General features: G+C 63.6%; 20 protein-coding genes. 13 read left to right on the top strand and 7 right to left on the bottom strand.

Translation table 11 applies throughout. From position 1 onward, the window contains the following. The first annotated feature begins 289 nt into the window (after positions 1 to 289). The 3 genes from EEB13_RS01500 (at position 290) to EEB13_RS01490 (ending at position 4,000) form a co-directional block, all read left to right on the top strand. Complete coding sequence (locus tag EEB13_RS01500) at positions 290 to 1,357, top strand: C40 family peptidase (protein ID WP_033231023.1); 1,068 nt, start codon at positions 290 to 292, stop codon at positions 1,355 to 1,357. Between the two features lie 69 nt (positions 1,358 to 1,426). Further along, positions 1,427 to 2,797, top strand: a complete 1,371-nt coding sequence (locus EEB13_RS01495) for a hypothetical protein (protein ID WP_261984423.1) — start codon at positions 1,427 to 1,429, stop codon at positions 2,795 to 2,797. 75 nt (positions 2,798 to 2,872) lie between these two features. Further along, a complete protein-coding gene (locus tag EEB13_RS01490) occupies positions 2,873 to 4,000 on the top strand; it encodes a glycosyltransferase family 4 protein (RefSeq protein ID WP_033231021.1) in 1,128 nt (375 codons plus the stop codon). Positions 4,001 to 4,069: 69 nt separating this feature from the next. Here EEB13_RS01490 and EEB13_RS01485 read toward each other — a convergent pair whose 3' ends face one another. After that, on the bottom strand, positions 4,070 to 5,881 hold the full coding sequence (locus tag EEB13_RS01485; RefSeq protein ID WP_141484467.1) for an AMP-dependent synthetase/ligase: 1,812 nt from the start codon (positions 5,879 to 5,881) through the stop codon (positions 4,070 to 4,072). A 161-nt stretch (positions 5,882 to 6,042) separates the two neighbouring features. Here EEB13_RS01485 and EEB13_RS01480 point away from each other — a divergent pair, with 161 nt between their 5' ends. The 8 genes from EEB13_RS01480 to EEB13_RS01445 all read left to right on the top strand — a co-directional run bounded on the left by EEB13_RS01480 (position 6,043) and on the right by EEB13_RS01445 (position 12,607). Next, complete coding sequence (locus EEB13_RS01480) at positions 6,043 to 6,435, top strand: polyketide cyclase / dehydrase and lipid transport (protein ID WP_033231019.1); 393 nt, start codon at positions 6,043 to 6,045, stop codon at positions 6,433 to 6,435. 79 nt (positions 6,436 to 6,514) lie between these two features. Further along, positions 6,515 to 6,952: an SRPBCC family protein gene (locus EEB13_RS01475; protein WP_095886509.1), complete on the top strand. Its 438-nt coding sequence runs from the start codon at positions 6,515 to 6,517 to the stop codon at positions 6,950 to 6,952. Continuing rightward, positions 6,949 to 8,166, top strand: a complete 1,218-nt coding sequence (locus EEB13_RS01470; protein ID WP_141485512.1) for an ArsA family ATPase — start codon at positions 6,949 to 6,951, stop codon at positions 8,164 to 8,166. Before EEB13_RS01475 ends, EEB13_RS01470 begins: the two co-directional genes overlap by 4 nt. After that, positions 8,163 to 8,579 carry a hypothetical protein gene (locus EEB13_RS01465; protein ID WP_095886507.1) on the top strand — a complete coding sequence of 139 codons (417 nt, stop codon included), beginning with the start codon at positions 8,163 to 8,165 and terminating at the stop codon, positions 8,577 to 8,579. The genes EEB13_RS01470 and EEB13_RS01465 overlap by 4 nt, the downstream gene beginning before the upstream one ends. 71 nt (positions 8,580 to 8,650) lie before the next feature. Beyond that, positions 8,651 to 9,649 carry an ROK family glucokinase gene (locus EEB13_RS01460; protein ID WP_033231453.1) on the top strand — a complete coding sequence of 333 codons (999 nt, stop codon included), beginning with the start codon at positions 8,651 to 8,653 and terminating at the stop codon, positions 9,647 to 9,649. A gap of 108 nt (positions 9,650 to 9,757) precedes the next feature. Then, entirely contained in the window at positions 9,758 to 10,573 is an 816-nt protein-coding gene (locus tag EEB13_RS01455) for a lysophospholipid acyltransferase family protein (RefSeq protein WP_033231016.1), read from the top strand. Positions 10,574 to 10,639: 66 nt separating this feature from the next. Beyond that, positions 10,640 to 11,131, top strand: coding sequence for a polyadenylate-specific 3'-exoribonuclease AS (locus EEB13_RS01450; RefSeq protein WP_033231015.1), 492 nt, complete (start codon positions 10,640 to 10,642; stop codon positions 11,129 to 11,131). Positions 11,132 to 11,221: 90 nt separating this feature from the next. Beyond that, entirely contained in the window at positions 11,222 to 12,607 is a 1,386-nt protein-coding gene (locus EEB13_RS01445) for a class II 3-deoxy-7-phosphoheptulonate synthase (protein WP_033231014.1), read from the top strand. Between the two features lie 94 nt (positions 12,608 to 12,701). Here EEB13_RS01445 and pknB read toward each other — a convergent pair whose 3' ends face one another. Continuing rightward, positions 12,702 to 14,753: a Stk1 family PASTA domain-containing Ser/Thr kinase gene (gene pknB / locus EEB13_RS01440; RefSeq protein WP_116101964.1), complete on the bottom strand. Its 2,052-nt coding sequence runs from the start codon at positions 14,751 to 14,753 to the stop codon at positions 12,702 to 12,704. Positions 14,754 to 14,890: 137 nt separating this feature from the next. Here pknB and EEB13_RS01435 point away from each other — a divergent pair, with 137 nt between their 5' ends. Next, complete coding sequence (locus EEB13_RS01435) at positions 14,891 to 15,259, top strand: Rv2175c family DNA-binding protein (RefSeq protein ID WP_033231451.1); 369 nt, start codon at positions 14,891 to 14,893, stop codon at positions 15,257 to 15,259. Positions 15,260 to 15,417: 158 nt separating this feature from the next. On the opposite strand, the gene EEB13_RS01430 is transcribed toward EEB13_RS01435, so the two are convergent. Both EEB13_RS01430 and EEB13_RS01425 read right to left on the bottom strand, forming a co-directional pair. Beyond that, positions 15,418 to 16,974, bottom strand: a complete 1,557-nt coding sequence (locus EEB13_RS01430) for an alpha-(1->6)-mannopyranosyltransferase A (protein ID WP_033231013.1) — start codon at positions 16,972 to 16,974, stop codon at positions 15,418 to 15,420. Positions 16,975 to 17,162: 188 nt separating this feature from the next. Continuing rightward, positions 17,163 to 18,275 (bottom strand): polyprenyl synthetase family protein, encoded by a 1,113-nt coding sequence (locus EEB13_RS01425; RefSeq protein ID WP_141484466.1) that lies wholly within the window; start codon positions 18,273 to 18,275, stop codon positions 17,163 to 17,165. Positions 18,276 to 18,447: 172 nt separating this feature from the next. Between EEB13_RS01425 and EEB13_RS01420 the strand changes: the two genes are divergently transcribed. Continuing rightward, positions 18,448 to 19,437, top strand: a complete 990-nt coding sequence (locus tag EEB13_RS01420; protein WP_033231012.1) for a methylenetetrahydrofolate reductase — start codon at positions 18,448 to 18,450, stop codon at positions 19,435 to 19,437. 9 nt (positions 19,438 to 19,446) lie between these two features. Here the strand turns inward: EEB13_RS01420 and EEB13_RS01415 are convergent, their stop codons facing one another. Genes EEB13_RS01415 through EEB13_RS01405 form a run of 3 tightly spaced genes read right to left on the bottom strand, consistent with a single transcriptional unit; the run spans position 19,447 to position 22,609 of the window. Further along, positions 19,447 to 20,184 (bottom strand): LppM family (lipo)protein, encoded by a 738-nt coding sequence (locus EEB13_RS01415; protein WP_033231011.1) that lies wholly within the window; start codon positions 20,182 to 20,184, stop codon positions 19,447 to 19,449. Between the two features lie 23 nt (positions 20,185 to 20,207). Then, complete coding sequence (locus tag EEB13_RS01410) at positions 20,208 to 21,029, bottom strand: carotenoid biosynthesis protein (RefSeq protein ID WP_141485511.1); 822 nt, start codon at positions 21,027 to 21,029, stop codon at positions 20,208 to 20,210. Then, positions 21,029 to 22,609: a phytoene desaturase family protein gene (locus EEB13_RS01405; RefSeq protein WP_172936226.1), complete on the bottom strand. Its 1,581-nt coding sequence runs from the start codon at positions 22,607 to 22,609 to the stop codon at positions 21,029 to 21,031. The genes EEB13_RS01410 and EEB13_RS01405 overlap by 1 nt, the downstream gene beginning before the upstream one ends. Position 22,610: the final 1 nt, after the last annotated feature.

Raw genomic sequence — 22,610 nt, 5'->3', positions numbered from 1 at the left:
TGATCCACTGGAAAAGGGGCAGTTCCACTCTGTGTAGATGTGGGCCTCGAATCAACTGATTCGAGGCCCACATCTGTTTATCCGGGTGAGTTCTGGGCGTTCCGAGGGGTTCACCCTCGCTTCGCTCCCGTTACACCTACCGACGAGTAGACACAAACGTATGCCATTCCGTAACCTTATCGAGACATTAGGTGCCGCCGGCAGGTAGTGTGGGTAGTTGACATCCAGCTAACAGATCCTGACGGGCATCGGCAGGCATCACAAAAACTGAGACGGAGAGTCGCGTTCCGTGGTTTCATCTAGATCGTTTTCATCGAGAAAGTACAGCCGGGTCCGCATCGCGCTCACAACAGGCGTATTGGCAGTTGGGCTTGTCGCGTTGCCATCGATGCCGGCGGCCGCCGACCCGGTGATCACGAATCCCACCGAGGCACTCGAGAAGCTCGGCGAACTCGCCCGAGTGTCCGAGCAGACCAACGAGGCTTTGCACAACGCGCAGATCGATCTCGATGCAAAGACGTCCGTGCAGCTCGACGCTGAAGCTCGACTTGTCGAGGATCAGGGACGCTACGACGCGGCAAAGGCCAAGGTCGCCGAGGTTGCGCCGGCTGTGAACCGAATTGCTACGGCCAATTATCAGGGCGCGCGGACCAATCGGCTCTTTGCCTTGATGGTCAGCGATTCACCGCAGCAGCTGCTCGATCAGATGTCTGCACTCGATGTCATCTCCAACGACGCGGCGGTGCAGGTCCGCCAGTTCAACGAAGCGACGCTCGACGCTCGCCAGGCAGCGGACTCGTCGCAACAATCCGCGGATGCTGCACGGGTTGCGGCCGATCAGGCGAAGGCGCTGAGCGACGATCTGCAGCGCAAGCAGAGCGAACTTCAGGCTCAGGTTGCCGAGGTGACCAAGGCGTTCGACGATCTGACCGAAGCCGAACGCGTGCAATTGAGTGGGTCGACATTTCCAGAGGGTGTCGACGCCAGCAAAATTCTGGCTAATCTGACTCCAGGATCGGGCACCGCGGCACTACAGGCTGGTTTGACCCGCATCGGCGACCCGTACGTCTGGGGAGCTACCGGGCCCAACGAGTTCGATTGCTCCGGGCTCGTCGTGTGGTCGTACAAACAAATCGGTAAAACACTGCCGCGGTCCAGCCAGGCCCAGGCAGCGGGTGGTACGCCGATATCCCGTGACCAGTTGCAGCCGGGCGACATCGTCACGTTCTACAGCGACAACTCGCATGTCGGTATCTACGCCGGCGATGGCAACATCCTCCACGCGTCGACGTTCGGCGTACCGGTGAAGGTCGAGTCGATGGCAGGGATGCAGTTCTCGACTGCTCGCCGTTACTGACCAGCGCATCGTCACAAGTGGCTCGGCCGCTGCGACTGGGGGTCCCCTCCGTCTCCTACACTCGGCATCGTGTCGAGTGACCCCATGACGTCCCCCGCAGCCGGGACGAACCGTAAGCGCCGCTGGGAGTACCCAGCTCTCATTGCGCTCGGGTGTGCCGTTGTGGTGATCCTCGGACTCACCGTTGTCCTGACTGACGCTCCGGGCTCGTCCCAGCAGTCCGCTGCGGAAGCGGATGTTGCGCGTGTCAGCGAGGTTCAAGCGCTCCTCGATTCGTGGGCACGCGCTCAGATGTCCGACGATCCGACATCGCTGGCGCAGTTCGTAGATGCTGCCGCCGCCCCGGGGTTGCTCGACGCAGAGATTCGGCGCGCCACAGCTGCCAGTGCACTGAGTTTTTCGGATTGGGCGTACGAGGTCTCGCCGGGAACACTTGTCGAGGCTGCCCGAACGGGGTCGCCCGACGGCGTCACATTGTGGGGCGCTCAGGTGAACCTGCGTTATGCACTCGACGGTGTGGATGCGGCGCCGACGCGTAAGACTGTCTTGATGACTTTTGCGGAACGTGACGGTTCGTGGTTCGTATTCGCTGACGGTTCGATTGTCGACGTGCTGGGCAGCGGCTCGAGCGGTTCGCAGTTGAGCGTCGACTCGTGGCACGGTCCATGGGATTTCGGTCCACTCGCGGTTTCGACCAACGCGGCCGAGGATTCGATAGTCGTCGGGCACCCGGGCCAGCAGGCATTCGTTGACGCGTTGGCCGCCGACCTCGACGGCGCTGTGAAGAATACGACGCAGTTGTGGGGCGACGGTTGGTCAGAGCGGGCAGTCGTGATGGTCGCCGGTTCGCCCGAGGAATTCACGGCGATGGTCGGTTCGCAGCACGACGGATCGTCCATAGCGGCTGTGTCGGTGGCGGATACGGTGCGCGACGGTGCCAGTGACGTGAGTGGGCAGCGCATCATATTCTCGCCGGCTGCCGCATCACGCTTGACTTCGACGACGCGGCAGGCGGTGCTTCGCCACGAGATGATGCATATCGCGGCGCGATCCCAGACCCGGGACGGGTCGCCCATGTGGGTGCTCGAAGGGTACGCGGAGTATGCCGGCAACCGTGGCTCCGGGCGGGCGGCGCGGGAGATTGCGCCGACACTTGCGGCCGCTGTTCGGTCCGGTGACGTGCCGTCGGAGTTTCCCGAGGATTCACAGTTCGGGGGCGTGCCGGTGGTGAGTTCCCTTGCGTACGAATCGGCGTGGTCGATCAATGCTTATATTGCGGATCGTTTCGGCGAGTCCGAGCTGACGGAACTATTCCGCGCCTTGGCTGTGGGGCCGTCGACACCGGAGGAGATCAACCGGCGCATCGTCGACGTACTTGGTGTGAGTATCGACGACCTGCGCGACGGCTGGGTGGATTGGCTGCACCGCACACTGGGTTGATTGGCTGCACCGCACACTGGGTTGATTGGCTGCACCGCAGCGTGGGTTGATCGGCTCGTGCTTTACGGTGGACGAATGCGCCGGACCCTTTTGGTGACCAATGATTTTCCGCCCCGACCGGGCGGAATCCAGTCGTATCTACATACGTTCGCGAAGCATCTTCCGGCCGACAAGTTGGTTGTCTATGCGCCGCGGTGGCGTGGTGATTCGCACAAGAAGTTCGATGCCGCTCAACCTTTCGAGGTCGTGAGGCATCCCACGACATTGATGCTTCCGACTCCGTTTGTCGCCAGACGGGCCGCGAAACTGGTCAAGAAGCATGACTGCGAGTCCGTGTGGTTCGGCGCGGCGGCGCCCCTTGCGTTGTTGGCGCCGGTGGTCCGCCGGGCAGGTGCGTCGCGGGTGATCGCGAGTACTCACGGTCACGAAGTGGGTTGGTCGATGATTCCCGGTGCGCGGCAGTCGTTGCGGACAATCGGTGAAAACACGGATACGGTTACCTTCGTCAGCAAATACACCCGAGGCCGGTTCGCGGCGGCTTTCGGGCCGCAGGCTGCGCTGGAGCATCTGCCGTCGGGAGTGGATACGTCTGTCTTCCATCCTGATTCGGCTGCTCGCGCAGAATTGCGGGCACGGTACGGACTGGGGGAGCGCCCGACAATTCTCTGCCTGTCACGGCTCGTGCCGCGCAAGGGGCAGGACATGCTGATCAAGGCACTGCCGACTATCCGTGCGAGCATCGACGGCGCTGTACTTGTCATCGTCGGGGGTGGGCCGTACGACGAGAAACTGCGTGAGCTCGCCCACAAGACGGGGATGGACGATCACGTCGTGTTCACGGGCACCGTCCCGGCGGCGGAATTGGCTGCCCATCACACCATCGCCGATGTTTTTGCGATGCCGTGCCGCACCCGCGGTGCGGGACTCGACGTCGAAGGTCTCGGGATCGTGTACCTCGAGGCGTCGGCAACGGGTGTTCCCGTGATCGCGGGTCGCAGTGGCGGTGCCCCGGAAACGGTGCAGCAGAACAAGACCGGGCTAGTGGTCGACGGTACGTCGGTTGCCGACGTTGCCGCCTCGGTGATCGAGATCCTGTCCGACCGTGATCGAGCTGCCGCAATGGGCGCCGCCGGTCGCGACTGGGTGGCGACCGATTGGAAGTGGGACACGCTCGCGTCGAAGTTGCAGGCGCTGCTCGGCTGAGCCTCGAGCATCAAGCACTGTGGCCGCCACACCTTTTCCAAGGTATGGCGGCCACAGGTGTGCGCGGTGTTACTTCGTGTAGATCATCTCGATCTCCGCGGCAAAGCTGGCGTGGACGACGTTGCGCTTGAGCTTCATCGTCGGGGTGAGTTCGCCTGTGTCCTCGGAGAAGTCGACCGGCAGGATCTTGAACTTCTTGATTGCCTCGGCATGGGAGACCAGCTTGTTGGCCTCGTCGATCGCGTCCTGGATATCGCCGACAAGTTCGCCGTCGCTGACCAGATCAGCCGCGGTGGTGCCGGCTGCCTTGTTGTTGCGCTCGTTCCAGGCGGGCAAAGCTTCGGCGTCGATGGTGATCAGTGCGCCGATGAACGGCTTCTGATCGCCCACGACGATTGCCTGGCTGATGAGCGGATGTGCGCGCAATGCGTCCTCGAGCTGGGCAGGGGAGACGTTCTTTCCGCCTGCCGTGACGATGATTTCCTTCTTGCGTCCGGTGATCGTGATGAACCCGTCCGCGTCGACGGTTCCGAGGTCGCCGGTGTGGAACCAGCCGTTCTCGATCGACTCGGCGGTTGCCTTCTCGTTGCGCCAGTATCCGGTGAAGACCACGGGTCCGGAGAGAAGGATCTCACCGTCGTCGGCGATTCGAACAGAGTTGCCGGCCAACGGTTTTCCGACGGTTCCGACCTTCTGGGAGCCGATGGTGTTGACGGCAAATGCGGCGGTGGTTTCGGTGAGGCCGTAGCCCTCGTAGATCGTGACACCGATGCCGCGGAAGAAGTGGCCGAGCCGCGCACCGAGCGGGGCGCCACCGGAAATGGCGAGCTGGCACTGTCCGCCGAGGGCTGCCCGCAGCTTGGAGTAGACGAGTTTGTCGAACAACGCGTGCTTGGCCTTGAGGACGATACCGGCGCCACCCTTGTCCTTGGCCTCGCTCCACGCGACAGCGGTCTCCGCGGCCGCGTCGAATATCTTGCCCTTGCCCTCGCCGTGGGCCTTTGCGCGGGCGCTGTTGTAGACCTTCTCGAACACTCGCGGTACCGACAGGATGAAGTCGGGCTTGAATTCGCCGAAGGTGGGGACGAGGTTCGGAATGTCGCTGGTGTGCCCGAGTGTGGCGCCGGCGTCGAACGAGGCGATGCTGACTGCGCGCGCGAGGACGTGAGCGAGGGGCAGGAACATCAGCGTGCGCACACCAGGCGTCTTGAGCAGATCACCGAGGTTGGAATCGAGGATTCCCTTCGACTCCGCGATGAGGTTGGAGTGCGTCAGCTGGCAGCCCTTGGGACGGCCCGTAGTGCCGGAGGTGTAGATCAGGGTTGCGGGATCGGAGGCCTTCAGAGCGTTGATACGCGTCTGGACCTCGTCGTCGGAAATATCGGCGCCCAGGGCAGAGAGCTCCTCGACGGCGCCGCGTCCGCCTGCGGGGGCCTCGATCTGGTAGACGGTGCGCAGCGACGGCGACGCTTCTGCGACGTCCTTGACGGTGGCTGCGTGGACGTCGTTCTCGACAACGAGGTCGATGGCCTCGGAATCCTCGAGAATCCAGCGAACCTGCTCGGCCGCGGATGTTTCGTAGATCGGAACGGTGACGCCGCCTGCGGCCCAGATCGCGTAGTCGATCAGTGGCCACTCGTAGCGAGTCGCGGACATCAGGCCGACGCGATCGCCCTGCTTGACGCCGATCGCGATCAGGCCCTTGGCAACTGCGGTTACCTGGGCGGCGAACTCGCCGGCAGTGACGTCGACCCATGCGGAGCCGACCTTTCGCTTGTAGACGACGGCCGCGGGCTTCGTCTTCGCGAATGTGAACACCGAGTCGACCGCAGAGGCATCCTCGGGAATCGTGAACGTCTGGGGTGCGCTGTATTCAGGCACAAAATACCTCCGACACTGCGAAATACTGACGAGTAGGGTTTGACGCTATTCACTGTAGTCGCACGTCCGGCATAGTTGTGGCCCGGCTTACAGTCTGTCCGTTTCGCAGTGGTGTGACACCGTTCGTTCACTCGTCGACGCGATATGTGAAGCTAACTGTCGTGAGCAGCATTCAGGTCGCAGACCAGACTTTCATCGCGGCACCGCCCGAGCGTGTCGCCGAACTGTTGTCTTCGCGTGCGCAGTGGCGCCGGTGGTGGCGAGATCTCCAGCTCGAGGTGCGCGAGGACCGCGGTCCCGCAGGCTTCCGGTGGGGTGTGTCCGGCAGTCTCGTCGGCACCATGGAGGTGTGGCTCGAACCGGTCATGGACGGCGCCATCGTTCACTATTTCCTGCACGCGGAACCAGTGGGTGTGTCCCCGTCAGGCCTGGCTGATCTCGACCTGGCCGCCATGAATCGCGCACGGCGCGTCGACGGCAAGGTCATGTCCTTTGAACTCAAGCGCGAGCTGGAAGCGGGGCGCCCGGCAGGTGTGGCGCCCGAATCTGTGTGACGTGGCAGGAGGTTTTCAGGCCCGTGTTCGGGGAGAATTACGGGGACCATGAAGTTTCGAGGGAAGGAAGAGTGGTCGGATGGCCGAGAAAACCAAGGGGTTGATCAGCATCGACGCTCAGCCTGACGCCGTCATGGCCGTGATCGCCGATTTCGAGGAGTACCCCGCGTGGGTTGCGGCGGCCAAGTCCGTCGAGGTTCTGGAAGTTGGCGGCAACGGCCGCGCGAACCGGGTGCGGTTCGTCCTCGATGCCGGGGTGGTGAAGGACAAGTACGAGCTGGCGTACACGTGGGCGCCCGACGGAATGTCGGTGAGCTGGGAACTGGTGAGTGGGGAGATTCAGAAGTCCCAATCCGGTTCGTACACTTTGCGTTCCGAGCCGGGCGGCAGTACGTCCGTTACCTACGAGCTGACGGTCGATCTGACTATCCCGATGATCGGGTTGTTCAAACGCAAGGCCGAGAAGATCATCACGGACACGGCTTTGAAGGAACTGAAGAAGCGAGTCGAGGGCTGAACGCCGCGCGGGCCCGTCTTCAACTCTTCATCGGCAGCGGTGGCAGTGGAACGACGACGCTGGCGTCTGCCGCAGCGCTGTCGGCGGCGACTGCCGGTTCCAAGGTTCTGCTGATGTCGATCGATCGGCTTCATTCGCTTGCGGATGTGCTGGCGATTCCGGTTCCGCGTGTAGTGACCCCGTTGTTCGACCGGATGGATGTCTGGCAGGTCGATACGTTGACGCTTGTCGAAGACAAGTTCCGTGGTGTGTCGGCACTACTCGATGCGGCGGGTTCCCATGAACACGGATCGTCGCTCCAGACTTTGGAGCCCGAGGAACTCACGGGTTCGCTTGGCATCGCGGACATTCTGGCGCTTGCCGAGGTCGTCGGGATGGCATCGAGCGGCGAATACGACGTCGTGATCGTGGATTGCCCGCCGTCGCCGGAGGCGTTGCGGATCCTCGGCGCGCCCGCGATGGTGTCCGAGTACCTCGAGCGGCTGTGGCCACGTCACAGGCGGCTTGCGGCGGTGGCGGCTACCGACGTGCGGTTGATGCTGTTGGTGTCGATAATCGAACGCATTGTCTCGTCGGTCGACGAGATCGCAGCGTGTATCGCCGACACTTCGCACACGGAGATTCATCTCGTGACGTCGGCGCAGGGATCGTCGGCGCTTGCGACTCGGCGCACACTGTCCGGTCTTGCGCTCTCAGTGCTGCCGGTTGCGCGGATAATCGTCAATAGTGTTGTTCCGCAACCCGTTTCGCAGAGTTACGCAGATGAAGATATGCGCTGGTTGTCCAATGTTCGCGCGGCCCAGATGTCGGTGCTCGCGGGAGTTCGCGAGGCCGCCGATGGGATTGCCGTCACGGTTGTCGAACATGTCGGCACCGAACCGGTAGGGTTGGCGGCCCTGGGCGACATTGCAGTTGTGCTGGGCGAGGGGGCCGCTGCGCAGCCGCACCGCCATCCCGACCCGATAGCGGTGACGCTGGAATCGGGGACGGGGTTGGAGTCGGTCTACGCGATGCGGATGTATCTGCCGCTCGTCGATCCGTCGTCACTGACGTTGGGTCGGGTAGAAGACGATGTGCTGGTGGGAGCGGACGGGGTGCGACGGAGAGTGAGACTTGCGTCGGTGTTGCGGCGATGCGTCGTGACCGGTGCCGAACTCGACGGCGCCTATTTGATCATTCGATTCTCGCCGGATCCCACGGTGTGGCCTGTATGAACGACGATCACACCAAGCTTCTTGCCGAGTTCCGGGTGTTGGCCGATTCCGTCCTCTCCCGGATCGAGCCGATTGTGGCGCAGATGGCGGAGGGGCGCACGAACGCAGCGGCGGATCTCGAGACCTCGGAGGAATTGCCTGCATTCAGCGGCTGCAGTTGGTGCCCGGTGTGCGCTGTTGCAGCCTTGATGCGCGGTGAACATCACGAGTTACTGGCAATCCTGGCAGGGCATGCTGCCGTCCTCCTGGCGTTGCTGCGTGAGCTGCTGGACGAGTTTCTCGGCGGGCGCGCCCCATCCGACGGGACGCCGGACGGTGGCCCAGGGGGTGGGGCGCCGACGCCCGACGGTACCTCGTCGCCGAAGCCCCGATCGCCTGCTTTCGTTCCGATTACGGTGACTGTCAAGCGGTAAACGCTGGTACTTCGGTGCCATCGGTGGGCACAATCGTCAAGAACGCATACCGAGTGTGGAGTGTGGACCGGATGATCACCAATCGCAGTGCAAATGCCGACATCCTGACCGTCGGAATAGATGTGGGCGGCACCAGTATTCGAGCGTCGGTGGTCGACGTCGACGGGCAAGTGCTCGATACCATGCAGGCTCCGACGCCCCAGTCCGCGCGGTCGCTCGAGGATGCGCTCGATCGGGTGGTGCGTGAACTGGTCAGTCGGCACAATGTGGCCGCAGTGGGTTTGGCGGTAGCCGGGTTCGTCACCTCGGATCACGGGATCGTGCTTTTTGCTCCGCACCTGCCGTGGGTGAACGCGCCGGTCGGCAAGGACCTGAGCGTACGGCTGGGGTTGCCGGTTGTTCTGGAACACGATGCCAATGCAGCGGCGTACGCGGAGTATCGGTTCGGTGCGGCGGCTGGTGGCCGGAACGTCGTCACGGTGGCGATCGGGACGGGCATCGGTGGCGCGTTGCTGATCGGCGGTGAGCTGTACCGGGGTAGTTACGGTGTTGCGCCGGAGTTCGGCCACGTCCAGGTCGTGCCGGACGGCCGCCCGTGCGCGTGTGGCAAGCGCGGCTGCTGGGAGCGGTACTGCAGCGGAACTGCATTGGTGGACACAGCAATTGAACTTCTGGCCGAAGATCCGGCCGCGTCAACAGTCCTGGCGCGAGAAGTTGCCGTCGACCCGGGCAGCTTGACCGGGCGTCGAATCGCCAATGCCGCGTACGACGGTGACCCACTCGCGCTGGCGACGATGGCTGAGTTCACGCATTGGCTGGCAGTCGGCCTGGCGATGGTCGCCGACGCCTACGACCCGGATGTCGTGGTGATCGCCGGCGGCGTCGCGAGTTCGGCTCCACTGTTTCTCGATGACGCCCGTGAGCAGTACGCAACGTTGTTGACGGGTGCGAAATATCGACCTCTGGCCCGGATTCGCACTGCCCAGTTGGGGGAGGCCGCGGGGATGGTGGGGGCGGCGGCGTTGGCGCGTTCGGCGGTTCCAGGCATCATTTCGCCTGCCAGGCGTTGAGTCGCACTTGTGATCACGAGGTGCCGGTCGGGGCATGTGTAGCGAGGGTAACCGGCGCGCAGTAAGGTCGTGCACAAGGCAATTCGGGTTGTGAATGGGAGGGACGCCGTGTGGTATTGGCTCTTCAAGTATGTGTTGTTGGGGCCGATTCTCCTGCTGCTCGGGCGTCCGACGATCAAGGGGCACGAGAACATTCCCACTGACGGTGCGGCGATTCTCGCCAGCAACCATCAGGCAGTTCTGGATTCGTTCTATCTTCCGCTGCGCTCGAACCGTCGAATCACGTTCCTCGCAAAAAGTGAGTACTTCACGGGCAGCGGACTCAAGGGTGCGTTCCAGCGGTGGTTCTTCACGGCTGTCGGCCAGGTGCCCATCGATCGCACCGGTGCGGACGCAGCCCAGGACGCGCTCAACGCCGGTCTACGGGTCCTTGATGCCGGCAAGCTGCTCGGTATCTACCCCGAGGGCACTCGCTCGCCGGATGGTCGTCTGTACAAGGGCAAGACCGGAATGGCTCGTCTGGCACTCGAATCCGGTGTCAAGGTGATTCCCGTAGCGATGGTCGGCACCGACAAGATGAACCCCATCGGTTCGAGGATGTGGCGTCCGGCCAAGGTCACCGTCATCGTCGGTGAACCTATCGACTTCTCGCGTTTCGAGGGGATGGGCGGCAACCGCTTCGTGGAGCGGGCTGTGACCGACGAGGTCATGTACAAGCTGATGAAGCTGTCTGGCCAGGAATACGTCGACATCTATGCGGCGAGTTTGAAGAACCCGAAGCCGGTCAAGGCGGAGGAGTCTCCGTCCGACGAGACCCACCAGCTCGGGGAGTCCGACGAGGCTGCCGCTCCACTTGCGGCCGTTGTCGACCCGGATGCCGAGCAGACTGATGGGCCGCACGTCCCGGACACGCGCGCCAGTTAGAGATTTCCCACAACTGCCGGGCGTGCATTAGCTCTCGGGACCGGCGGTGCGGCATAGTTTTGAGCCGTGCGCTACTTCTACGACTGTGAATTCATCGAAGACGGTCGAACCATCGACCTCGTGTCCATCGGCGTCGTCTGCGAGGACGGCCGAGAGTACTACGCCGTCTCGACGGAATTCGATCCGGCGCGGGCCGGCAGTTGGGTGCGCAAGAATGTTCTGCCGAAGCTTCCTGCGCCGTCGTCTCCGCTCTGGAAGTCGCGCGACAAGATCCGTGACGACCTCCTGAAGTTCTTCGTACCGCGGCCGATGGTGGTTCCCGAACTGTGGGCATGGGTCGCGGCGTACGACCACGTCGCGTTGTGCCAGCTGTGGGGCGACATGACCGAACTGCCCCAGTCGTTGCCGCGCTACACGCGGGAGTTGCGCCAGTTCTGGGAGGACAACGGCAGCCCGGCTCTGCCGCCTGCACCGTCCGACGCGCATGACGCTTTGGCGGACGCACGACACAATCTGGTGAAGTTCGACGCGATTGCCCGAGTCCGGTCACTTCGTTGACCTGCTGTGACGCCGAACTCGGTTAGACGAGACCGCGCGCTAACGAGAGCCTGTGTGACGCGCGGGTAGGTGAGCGAATATCCTGTACTAGTGAACTGGACTGTCGACGTGCCGATCGACCGCTTGCCCGAACTTCCGCCGCTGCCCGCCGGACTGCGTCAGCAGCTCGACGAGGCCCTTGCGAAACCCGCCGCGCAGCAGCCTTCATGGCCCGCTGACCAGGCGGCTGCGATGCGCACTGTGCTCGAGAGCGTGCCACCGATCACCGTGGCCAGCGAAGTCGAGGCATTGTCGGATCGCCTTGCGCAGGTAGCGCGCGGCGAAGCCTTCCTGTTGCAGGGCGGCGACTGCGCCGAGACGTTTGCCGACAACACCGAGCCGCACATCAAGGGCAATATCCGCACGCTGCTGCAGATGGCTGTCGTCTTGACGTACGGGTCTTCCATGCCGGTGGTCAAGGTGGCACGTATCGCGGGTCAGTACGCCAAGCCTCGATCAGCCGACATCGACTCGTTGGGCCTCAAGTCCTACCGCGGCGACATGGTCAACTCGATTGTCGCCGACGAGGCTGTCCGCGCCCACGATCCGTCGCGGTTGGTACGGGCGTACGCAAATGCCAGTGCCGCGATGAACCTGGTTCGGGCGCTCACCGGCGCCGGAATGGCCGACCTGCACAAGGTCCACGACTGGAACCGCGAGTTCGTGGCAGCGTCTCCGGCCGGAGCCCGCTACGAGCAGCTCGCGTCGGAAATCGATCGTGGCCTGCAGTTCATGAACGCCTGCGGCGTGACCGATCCGAGCCTGCACCAGGCGCAGATCTTCGCGAGCCACGAAGCCTTGGTCCTCGACTACGAGCGTGCGATGCTGCGTCTCGACAACGACAGCGATCACCCCAAGCTCTACGACCTGTCGGCTCACTTCTTGTGGATCGGCGACCGTACTCGTCAGCTCGACGGCGCGCACATCGCCTTTGCCGAGTTGGTGTCCAACCCGATCGGTCTGAAGATCGGGCCCACGACCACTCCGGAGATGGCCGTCGAATACGTCGAGCGTCTCGACCCGACAAACAAGCCAGGTCGCCTGACGCTGATCTCGCGGATGGGCAACGGCAAGGTCCGTGACCTCCTTCCTGCGATCATCGAGAAGGTCCAGGCCACCGGCCATCAGGTCATCTGGCAGTGCGATCCCATGCACGGCAACACGCACGAGGCGTCCACCGGTTACAAGACGCGTCACTTCGATCGCATCGTCGACGAGGTTCAGGGATTCTTCGAGGTCCACAACGGACTCGGTACCCACCCGGGTGGAATTCACGTCGAATTGACCGGCGAGAACGTCACCGAGTGCCTCGGTGGTGCGCAGGATATTTCGGACGGCGACCTGTCGGGTCGTTACGAGACGGCCTGCGATCCTCGCCTCAACACCCAGCAGTCGTTGGAGCTTGCGTTCCTCGTCGCAGAAATGCTGCGCGGCTGACGCTTAGCGGTTGTATCGAACGCCCTCATTCGCCGTGCGCGGGTGGGGGCGTTTTACGTTGTCAGGCTGTTGGTTCGATCAGGCACTGCTGCGATCAGGGAATGGCAACAACGGTGACGTTGGAGCCTTTCTCCACACGATCGTTCTTATCGCTCTGACTGACGATCAGCGAGCTGTCGTTCTGGGTCAGTTGGCGAACGGTGAGGGTGAGACCGAGGCGGGTCAGTTCCTCGCGAGCGGAGGCGACGCTACGTCCCAGCAGGTTGGGTACCTTCACAGAGCTGGACACGAGAAGGGCAACGGACGTTCCGGCGTTCACAGACGAACCCGCAGCGGGGTCGGTGCCGATGACCTTACCGCCGTCGACACCGTCGTCGAAGGCAGATCGGGTTTCGCTGACGGTGATGCCCAGTTTGTCGAGGGCAGCCCGGGCGGCGTTCTCCGACATGCCCTTTACGTCGGGAACATCAACGGGCGGTGATCCTTTGGACGTGACAACTTTGACCGAGGAGCCAACAGGCACGGTGGTTCCCGGAGCCGGGTCCAGAGCGGCGACACCGCCGATGGGGATCTTGGAACTGAACGTCTCACCGCCGTCGACGGCAACGAGGGTGCGCGCAGTGAGCTGATCGCGGGTGGCCTCGACGGCGCCGCCCGCTGGTATCGGCGGCACAGTCGGACGCCCGAGCGACGTGAACAGGACAACACTCGATCCGCGCGAAATCCGCGAGCCCGCTTCGGGATCGGTGCCGGTCACGGTGTCGAGAACCTCGGTGTCCGAGTACGTTCCACGCACTTCCGGCGACAGTCCGGCATCCTGAAGTGCCGTGACTGCCGCATCCTTGTTCAGGCCACCGATCTGGGGGACCGCGGTGAATCGGCCAGAGCCCATCCACCAACCGCCGAACCCCAGCGCAAGCGCAAGCAACGCGATGACAAGAAGCCAGACGAGAGTGGTCCGGCGAGAGCGTCGTCGTGCTTGCGAAAAGTGGTCGTGTGGATCGATCTCGGCAGAGTCGTCTTCGTGCTCGTCCGTCTCGGCGACGGGCGGACGCACGGTTTGTGCGGTGACCGCGCGGGTGTGCTGAATCCCGTCCGGTGGTGCGTGCGGCGCCAGCGCGGTTGTAGGCGGCGCCCCAGCTCCGGCCGCAAATGCCGTGGTGGCGGCGCCGACTGGTGCACCGGCGCCACCGATAACGGTGGTGGCGGGCGAACCGGGGGCCGCGGGACGGGGTGTTGCCGGCCGGGGTGTCGGCGCCGGTGCGGCGGCGGCACTGTGATGCTGCGCGGATCGCCGCGGCGCGGGCACCCGATACGCGGGCAGTTCGAGTTGTTCGCACACGATGCGCAGGGCGGCTGCCATTTCACCGGCATCGGTAAACCGATGTGCAGGTTCACGATTGGTGGCTTGCGTGACGAGTCGGTCGAACTGCGCCGGTACGCCGGCGATTCGTGAACCTGGCGGCGGAACGTCGTCGTGAATTCTCTGGTATGCGATCGAGAGAGAGGTGTCCCCGGTGAAAGGTGTTGTACCGGTGAGGAGTTCGAACATGAGAACGCCGGTGGAGTACACGTCGCTGCGCGGATCGGCCACTCCGGAGGTGACCTGCTCCGGGGAGAGGTAGGCGGCGGTGCCGAGAATGACGCTGTTCGACGTTGTTGTCGCGGCAGCTGCGGCGCGCACCAAACCGAAATCGGCGATCTTCACTTCACCGGCGTCGGAAATCAGGATGTTCTCCGGTTTGACGTCGCGGTGCACCAGGCCGGCCCGGTGTGCAACTGCCAACGCGTCGAGTACCGGCCCGACTACGGCGGCGACAGCGTGTGGCGGCATCGGGCCGCGCTCGCGCAGCAATTCGCGCAAGGTGCCGCCGTCGACCAATTCCATGACGAGGAAGGCATGACCGCGATCGCTGCCCTGGTCGTACACGGCAACCAAGGCAGGGTGCTTGAGGCGGGCGACTGCGCGCGCCTCGAACTCGAAGCGGGTGAGAAAAGCGGGATCGGCGGCAAACTGCGGATCCATGACCTTGATAGCGACAGGCCGATCCAACCGCGTATCGAGGCCTCGATACACAGTCGACATTCCGCCGCGTGCGATGGGCGCATCCACGCGATAGCGGCGTTCGAGCATTTCGCCGATCAACCCTTGACCTCCGTTGTGAAAATCTGTGGTGCAGTAATAATCTGTGGTCGCATCCGCCTCGTCTATCGTAGCCAGCGCTGCCGACGGAAAGTTCCACCCACGTGCCGCGCGACAAGCCGACCCGATAAACTTCCGTGGTGAGCGCGATTCCTTATTGTGATGATGTCCTGGATTCTTCGGTATCCCTGTTCCAGTTGGCCGATGTAGCGAAGAGCGTCAGGTTGCCGGTCGCGAAGGTGCACCAGTTGCTCCGCGATCGCAAGATCATCGCAGTCAAGCGCAACGGGGTTCTCGGGGTTCCCGAGGAATTCTTCGACGAAGACGGCCAGATTGTGAAATGGCTTCCCGGTTTGCTGGCAGTTCTGCACGATGGCGGATACAGCGATGTAGCGTCGCTGCGCTGGCTTTTCCAGTCTGACGAGTCCCTCCCCGGACGCCCCGTCGACGCCCTGCATGGGCACCTCGCCCGCGAGGTTATCCGCCGTGCACAGGCAATGGCTTTCTGAGTCTGATTGGTTTTTCCGGCCTGACGTAGCTCGCCGACCGGACTGGAGCCGGTACGGCGAACGTCAGGCGCGTGCGGTGGTGGACGGTCACCCGGCGGTCGAGAATGTGGTCGAGAATGCGATAGCCGGCTGACCCCACCCCGTGCGGAGCACCGAATTCATCGTGCCGTCGACGTCGCTTCTGCCGGGACTTTCTCCGGTGCGTGTCCCCGTAGACGCAGTGGGTCTTCCGTCCGGAGTGTCATCGCCGCGACGACGGAGGCAAATGTTGCCAATACCACGTGCGGGAACGAGTACATGCCGATCGATCCGTCGGGCTGGAATATCAACATGAGCCAGCTGGACAGCCCCACCAGTATGGCCAGGGTCGTCGGGGAGAGTGCAAAGCCGGCAGCTACGGCCAACGGCCACGAGTAGTACCAGGGGAGCGCCGCCGGGGAGAGAATCACGATGGCAACCATGACAATCACGATGCCCATCACGGCGTCGCGTTCGGTGGTGCGGAATCGCCACCAGACAAAAGCGATGATTCCGATGAGCACGACTGCGCTGACAAGCCGGGTCACCTGGAGTATGTCGTCGAAGTGATTGCCGGTGAGCCACGATGTCGCGGCGGTGGACAGTTCGGCGACGAGGGTCGGCAACGACAGCCAGTTGATGATCTTGTTGGAGCCGGAGAGCGCCGTCGTCCAGCCGAGTCCGACACCGGCAATCAACGACGTCGAACCGAGGACAACAACGAACATCGCAAATCCGCTACCGGCGGTCTTGATAAAGGATCGGATCGGATTCGGTGCTTCCGTTCCCTGCGCTGCGGCGTCTTCACGTTCGTGAATCATCCAGATCCAGACGATGAACGGCAGCGCCACCCCGGCAGTGGCCTTGATGGCAACGGCAAAGGCGATGAGACCGATTCCGAACATGTGCTTGCGTTCGAGGGCCAGAGCGATGCCGGCGACCATCAGGCCGACCATCAGCATCTCGTTGTGCACGCCGCCGATCAGATGGATCAGGACGAGTGGATTGAGGACCGCGAGCCACAAGGCGATCGCCGGGTTTCCACCGAGTTTGCGCGCGAGGTGGGGGACACCCCACACCATCAATGCCAGGCCGGGCAGCATGGTGATGCGCAGTAACATCGTGCCCGCGATGACGTTGTCACCGGTCAGGCGAACAATGGCATCAGTGAGCAGGAGATGAACCGGACCGTACGGGGTTGTTGTCGTCGTCCAGACATTGGAGACGTTGTCGAGCAGGATGCCGGGATTGACCACCGGCCCCACTTCGTACGGGTCGAAGCCGTCACGCAGCAGAGCGCCCTGCGCAAGGTAGGAGTAAGCGTCACGGCTGAACATCGGAACGGCAAAGAGCAGGGGGAACGTCCACAGCGGCACGATGAATCGCAGCCCGCGCAAACCGACGTCACCGCGCAGCGCCGAGCGACCCAGTCGCGCCCACGCGCCGATCATGCACAACACGCCGATCCACACGATCGCCGCCGACAGTATCGACCCGTGCCCGAATCGGAGCCAGGACAGATGCATCGACTCGAGCAACGGGTCCTCGCGCCGGACGCTACCTGCGCCGAATCCGCCGAACATGATCATGGCGGCGCCCAGGAATCCGAGCAGCGCGCTGTGTCCTTCGGGAGTGCGAAGGAAATCAGCGGCCCTTCGATGCCACGCTGGTGTGGTGGCTGCGGCAGAGGGCGTCATGAGTGCAGTTTCCTCCCCCGAGATGTTCGGATGCGGTAGCGCGTACGTGGTGAATTGCTGGCGAATAGTCGGTTACGAGGGGACAGTTTAGTTGCTCCGGAGACCGAACCCTGCCGTCGAGTCGTTTGCGCGCGCCGGTGACAGCCGGTTCGGTGCCCAATAGTGACGGATCACTCATGAACAGTCTGTCAGTACGTGCGCGACGTGGCTGCGAGGGCCATCTCGCGCAGCCGTGTCTTGGCCTCCGCGGTGGCGCTGCTCGATTCCAGTGCGGCCGCGGCAGATTCGACCAGGGTGGCGATGCGTGCTTCCGCGTCGTCCACTGCCCCGAGGTCGGTGATCAGGGTGCGTAGCGTATCGACGTCGTTGTCGGTCAGTTCTGCGCCGATTCCGGATCGGAGTTGTTGTGCCGCAGCAGGATCAGTGTCATCGGCGCGCGCAAGTGCGGCAGCGAACAGTGTTGTCCGCTTACCGGTGCGGAGGTCGTCGCCGGACGGCTTGCCGGTCACCGACGGATCGCCGAAGACGCCGAGCAGGTCGTCCCGGAGCTGGAATGCGATACCGATGTCGGTGCCGAACTTCTGGTACGCGTCGATCAGGTCCGCGTCTGCTCCGAAAAGGGCAGCACCGAGGTGCAGGGGGCGCTCGATCGTGTACGCCGCAGTCTTGAACCGGTTGACGCGCATAGCTGCCTCGACGCTCTCGTCGCCGCGAGCTTCGTTGCTGATATCGAGGAACTGACCGCCAAGCACTTCGGTGCGCATCGCCGACCACACGGGACTGATCCGAGCGGCGGCGTCGGCGCCGATTCCGGATTCGCGGATCATGTCGTCTGCCCATGCGAGCGCAAGATCGCCGAGCAGAATTGCGACAGCCTCACCGAAGTGGGCGCCGTCGCCGTTCCAGTTGTCAGCTCGGTGCAGGTTCTCGAACTCGACGTGCACGGTGGGAAATCCGCGACGCGTCGTGGAGGCGTCGATGATGTCGTCGTGGACCAGCGCGCATGCCTGGACCAGTTCGAGCGCCGTGCAGGCGCGCATGACGCTGTCGGCGTCGTCGCTTCGAGGGTCGCCGCCGGCGCCGAGCCAGCCCGTCCACGCAAAGGCCGGTCGCACGCGCTTGCCGCCGCGCAGAACAAAGCTCTCGAGAGTGTCGACGGCGGTTTCGTATCCGCCGCCGATGGTTTCCACCGCTTCGCGCCTGGAGGCAAAGAAGTCACGCAAGCTCTGTTCGAACAAAGCCGGCAACTCGAGCGAGGACGGATAGGCGGCGTCGGTTCGAGCAGACAGGATGGCCTCCAAGGTCGGTAACTTCTCATACCGGCGAACAGGGCCAGGCAGTGAGCGTAGAGTCCAGCTTAGTGGGGTCCCTACCGATGTCCGGTGTGGGCCGTGAACTGCACGATCCTGGCATCCGGGACGTATTCACGGACGCGATGCTCCGTTCTGCGTTGACAAAACATATGCTTACCTCGTGACATTCGATGCAGTCAGGGGACGCTCCAGCGATGGCTGGGCCAGCCGAACACCATCGATCGTCGATCGGATCACATCTTCCACAGGGAGTCGGATTCCGTTCTCGGTCGAGTTCTCACCGCCGCGCGACGCAGAAGCCGAGGCGCGTCTGTGGCGTGCCGTGCGCACATTCGAGAGGCTCGGTCCGGCTTTTGTCTCCATGACGTACGGCGCCGGCGGTTCGACTCGTGACCGCACCGTTCGGGTCACAGGAGAATTGGCCGAAGAGACCACGTTGCTGCCGGTTGCACACCTCACTGCGGTGTCCCACAGCATCGACGAACTCCGATCCATGGTCGGCGCCTATGCCGATCGCGGAATCAGCAACATCCTCGTTCTGCGCGGCGACCCCCCTGGCGACCCCCTCGGCGAATGGAAGAAACACCCCGATGGCGTCGAGTACGCCGAAGAGCTTGTGCGGATGGTCCGCGATCTCGGTGACTTCCACGTCGGCGTGGCATCGTTCCCGGAAGGACATTACCGAGCACCTGACCTGGCCCACGACACGAAGTACCTCGTCTCGAAGTTGCGCGCCGGAGCCGAGTACTCCATCACGCAGATGTTCTTCGACGTCGACGACTACCTGCGTCTGCGTGATCGCGTGAGCGCGTTCGACCCCGAGCAGGGCGCCAAGCCGATCATCCCCGAAATCATGCCGGTCACCTCACTGCGGTCGGTGCGGCGCATGCTCGAACTGTCCGGATCGTCGTTGCCGCCCGCCCTCGAGCGCCGGTTCGACGCCGCCGCCGGTTCGGGTTCTCAGGAGAATCGGGCAGCGGTGCGTGAACTCGGGATCGACCTCGCTACCGAAATGGGCGAGCGATTGATCGCTGAAGGCGCTCCGTGCCTGCACTTCATCACGTTGAACTTCGCACGGGCCACGAGCGAGGTTCTTGAACGTCTGGGGCTGACGTCGGATGTGTCGACCGATTCGCAGGCGAGCGTCTAGCACTCCCGCTCAGTGCGTGTCACTCTTTGCCGATTGTGGACTCTTCGGTGCCTGCGAGACGGGTGCGCGATTGCGCACCATCCAGGCCATCGCACCGACGATAATCGCGACACCGAGTGTGAGGCCGGCCATGATGCCTGCCCATCCCGCAAAGCTGCGGGTACTCGGATCGGCGTAGTTCACTTCTGCGCGCACAGTCGATACCTCGCCGGCCGGCAGAGTCCACGAGACCCTGGAATCGCCGTCTCGGTTGCCGTTCGTCGTGGAGATGCGTGCCGGGAAGGCGATGCTGAATTGGATGTCGGAGCCCTGGGCGGGCAGGGCTTTGAGGTCGGCCTTTCCGTCCAACGCGACGGTGTCGCCACTGCGCTGAAGGGTGAGCTGGAACGAACCGGCGCCTTCGTCCGTCATGGCAGCCAGTTGCGAGACGTCACCGAAGCTGAGATCCCAGAAGAACACCTGTGATCCGACGTAGCCGTCCTTCTTGTATTCCTGAACCCGGATGTTCTCCGCGAGCGACGTCGGCGGTACCAGTTGTGGCCCGGGATCGGCTTCGTTCTCCGGAATCACGGCGGCGACGATCTGCCCTGACACGCGATCATCGGCCGAGACACCCATCGAGACCTGGACCCGTAGGCAGCCGGCGAGCAGCGGCACCAGCATCAGTACGAGAGCCGTCGTGGCAAGGAGTTGCTTGCGACGTCGCGGCCGCGTGGTGTCATCCGTGGACTGTTGCACAGTCGTCATCGTGCCAGCCGCTGCATCGGTAGTCAGCTACGAGGGGGTGTGTCGGCGTGGGAAGTCCGAGACCGGGCGAACGCGACGCCGAAGGTGGCAAGAAGCCAGACCCCGAGAATTCCCATTACGACAAACCCGTACATCGCCGAGTAGCGCAGCTCGGGTGCACTGAGGAACACGGCGTGCGCGAGGGCAGAACCGAGCCACGTCCACAGAAACAGCCCGTAGGGAACGGCGTCGGAGAGCGTCGGTTTTTCGAATCGACTCGTGATCGCTTCCATGATCGTTGCCATGATCAGGCCGATCGCGATCCACCCCGCGTAGTTGGTCAGAGGGATGTGAGCAATGCCGGCAAGTCCCGCGTTGTCGACGCACCACGCCCACTGATTGTCGGCCACCATCTGTGGATCGAGATACAGATCCCAGCCGACCAGCCCTGTGACCGTGAGCGCGACTCGGCCGATTCGCCGTGAGGCCGGCGTGAATCGCTGAACCAGGCGAGTAGCCACACACCAGATCGGATAGAAGCCAGCAGTCCAGGCGAACGGCACGATCAGCGGCACACCGGACAACGCCGGACCGAGTCGGTCGACGCTGTACCCGTAACAGCCGTACGGCATTCCTGTGGCGGTACCCACTATCTCCGACGCCAGCCCGACCCCCGCGGTGACTGCGATCAGCGCGGCGGTCCACACAACGCCACGGTTGATCGCCGCGTGGCTGATTGACGCGGCGGCCAGTAAACCCACCACGGCGATCGTCACGGCATCGCGAGAGCTGCCGTCCACCAACGGATACACGATCTGCGCGCCGATCGCTGCCAACGCCAGAATCAGCGGAACACGTTGGCGGATCACGTCCTTCGACGTATCCGGCGCAGCAACGACGTGCCGCGCCGCTCGGACAGTGCAATGCGCGCAGCGCTGCGCCCACTCGCTCCGGACACACCACCGCCGGGGTGCGTCGACGCGCCGGTGAGGTAGAGGCCCTCTGCGCCGGGGACGCGGTGCGCTGACAACTCGGGCAGTGGGCGCCACATCATCATCTGATCGAGGGACATCTCGACGTGCATGACGTTGCCGCCGATCAACCCCATCTCGGACTCGATGTCGCGCGGAGTCTGGATGTGCCGCTGGCGGATGCTGTCGGTGAAACCGGGCGCCGACGCCTCCATCTCGGCGACCACGCGATCGGCTTCGGACTCCGCGAGCGACGCCCAGTCGCGATCTGCGCTCAGTCGATACGGCTGCCACTGTGACCACAAAGTCACTTGATGCTCGTTCGGGGGAGCGATACTCGGATCGATCCCACTGAAACTCATACCGAGAACCGCGGGGCGCGGGGGAAGTTCGCCACCGAGAGCTGCTCCGTGAGCAGTCCGTAGGTGTGCGCGATCGGACACCAGAAGTTGCAGGCCGGACGTGCTCTCGGCAATCGACGCAGACGGGTACCGCGGAAGCGCCGATGTTGCCAATCGCAGGACCATGCCGATTCCCGGACCGACGCGGATCCGCCGACGCCATCGATCCAGTGTGGCTGCGTCGAAGCCTCCGTTGCCCAGTAGATCCAACGTCGTCAAGATGTGGCAGCCGGCGATGACGGTGCGAGCCCGAACCTGGTGTCCACCGGCAGTTCTCACGGTCCAGTGATCGCCGTCGCGGGTCAGCGACGTCACGGCGTCGCCGAGGTCGACGGTGGCTCCGTCCACCTTCAGCCTCGAGATGAGGGCGGCGCTGAGTGCGCCGCTGCCCCCAACGGCGCGCCCCGGCGGCAGAACGTGCATGAGCGCGGCAAAACCAACCATCGGCGCGGTGCCCGGCTCCGACATCGGTGGTCCTGATTGCGCTCCGAACCAGGCGAGTGCGGCTTTGAGTGGTTCGCTGTCGAAGTACTCGTCCAGGAGCGCGTCACCGGTCGCGAGGAACTGGCGCGCGAGATCGCTCCCGCCGCTCCCGGTGTCGAGGCCCCAGAACGACGACAGCAGATTGGGTCCGGTCGGTGGGGCGGAAAACGCGCGCATCACCCGCGCGCTGCGCTCCGACCAGATATTCACGAACCTGCGGTAGGCGTCGGCATCACGTGTGCCACATGCTTGTTCGATGGATCGGCAGGTGGCGTCGAGGTCGCGGTGGAACACGATTCCCGGGCAATCCGAACCTGCGGGAGGTGGCGCGTACGCCCAGGGATCGCAATCGATGTACCGAAGTCCGTGGGCCGCAAGCCCGAGTTCCTCGATGATTCCGGTGTGCCGAATCATGATGTGCGCGGACGAACCACGATCGACTTTGTGTCCCGGAAATCGTTCGATCGTCGAGACGGCCCCGCCGGCGACGGTGTCTTTCTCGAGCACCTGGACCGACCAGCCTTCGCGTGCGAGGTAGGCCGCCGAGACCAGCGCGTTGTGCCCGGCACCGACAACTACTGCGTCGAGAATC

The organism is Rhodococcus sp. WS3 (genome assembly GCF_003797085.1).
In the GTDB taxonomy this organism is placed as follows: Bacteria; Actinomycetota; Actinomycetes; order Mycobacteriales; family Mycobacteriaceae; genus Rhodococcus_F; species Rhodococcus_F globerula.
This window is presented reverse-complemented; position numbering and strand designations above follow the sequence as displayed.

Coding starts and splice junctions, on each gene's coding strand:
- EEB13_RS01475 (WP_095886509.1), top strand. CDS start 6,515: ATGGCCGAGAAAACCAAGGGGTTGATCAGCATCGACGCTCAGCCTGAC.
- EEB13_RS01415 (WP_033231011.1), bottom strand. CDS start 20,184: ATGACGACTGTGCAACAGTCCACGGATGACACCACGCGGCCGCGACGT.
- EEB13_RS01460 (WP_033231453.1), top strand. CDS start 8,651: ATGATCACCAATCGCAGTGCAAATGCCGACATCCTGACCGTCGGAATA.
- EEB13_RS01465 (WP_095886507.1), top strand. CDS start 8,163: ATGAACGACGATCACACCAAGCTTCTTGCCGAGTTCCGGGTGTTGGCC.
- EEB13_RS01430 (WP_033231013.1), bottom strand. CDS start 16,974: ATGACGCCCTCTGCCGCAGCCACCACACCAGCGTGGCATCGAAGGGCC.
- EEB13_RS01490 (WP_033231021.1), top strand. CDS start 2,873: ATGCGCCGGACCCTTTTGGTGACCAATGATTTTCCGCCCCGACCGGGC.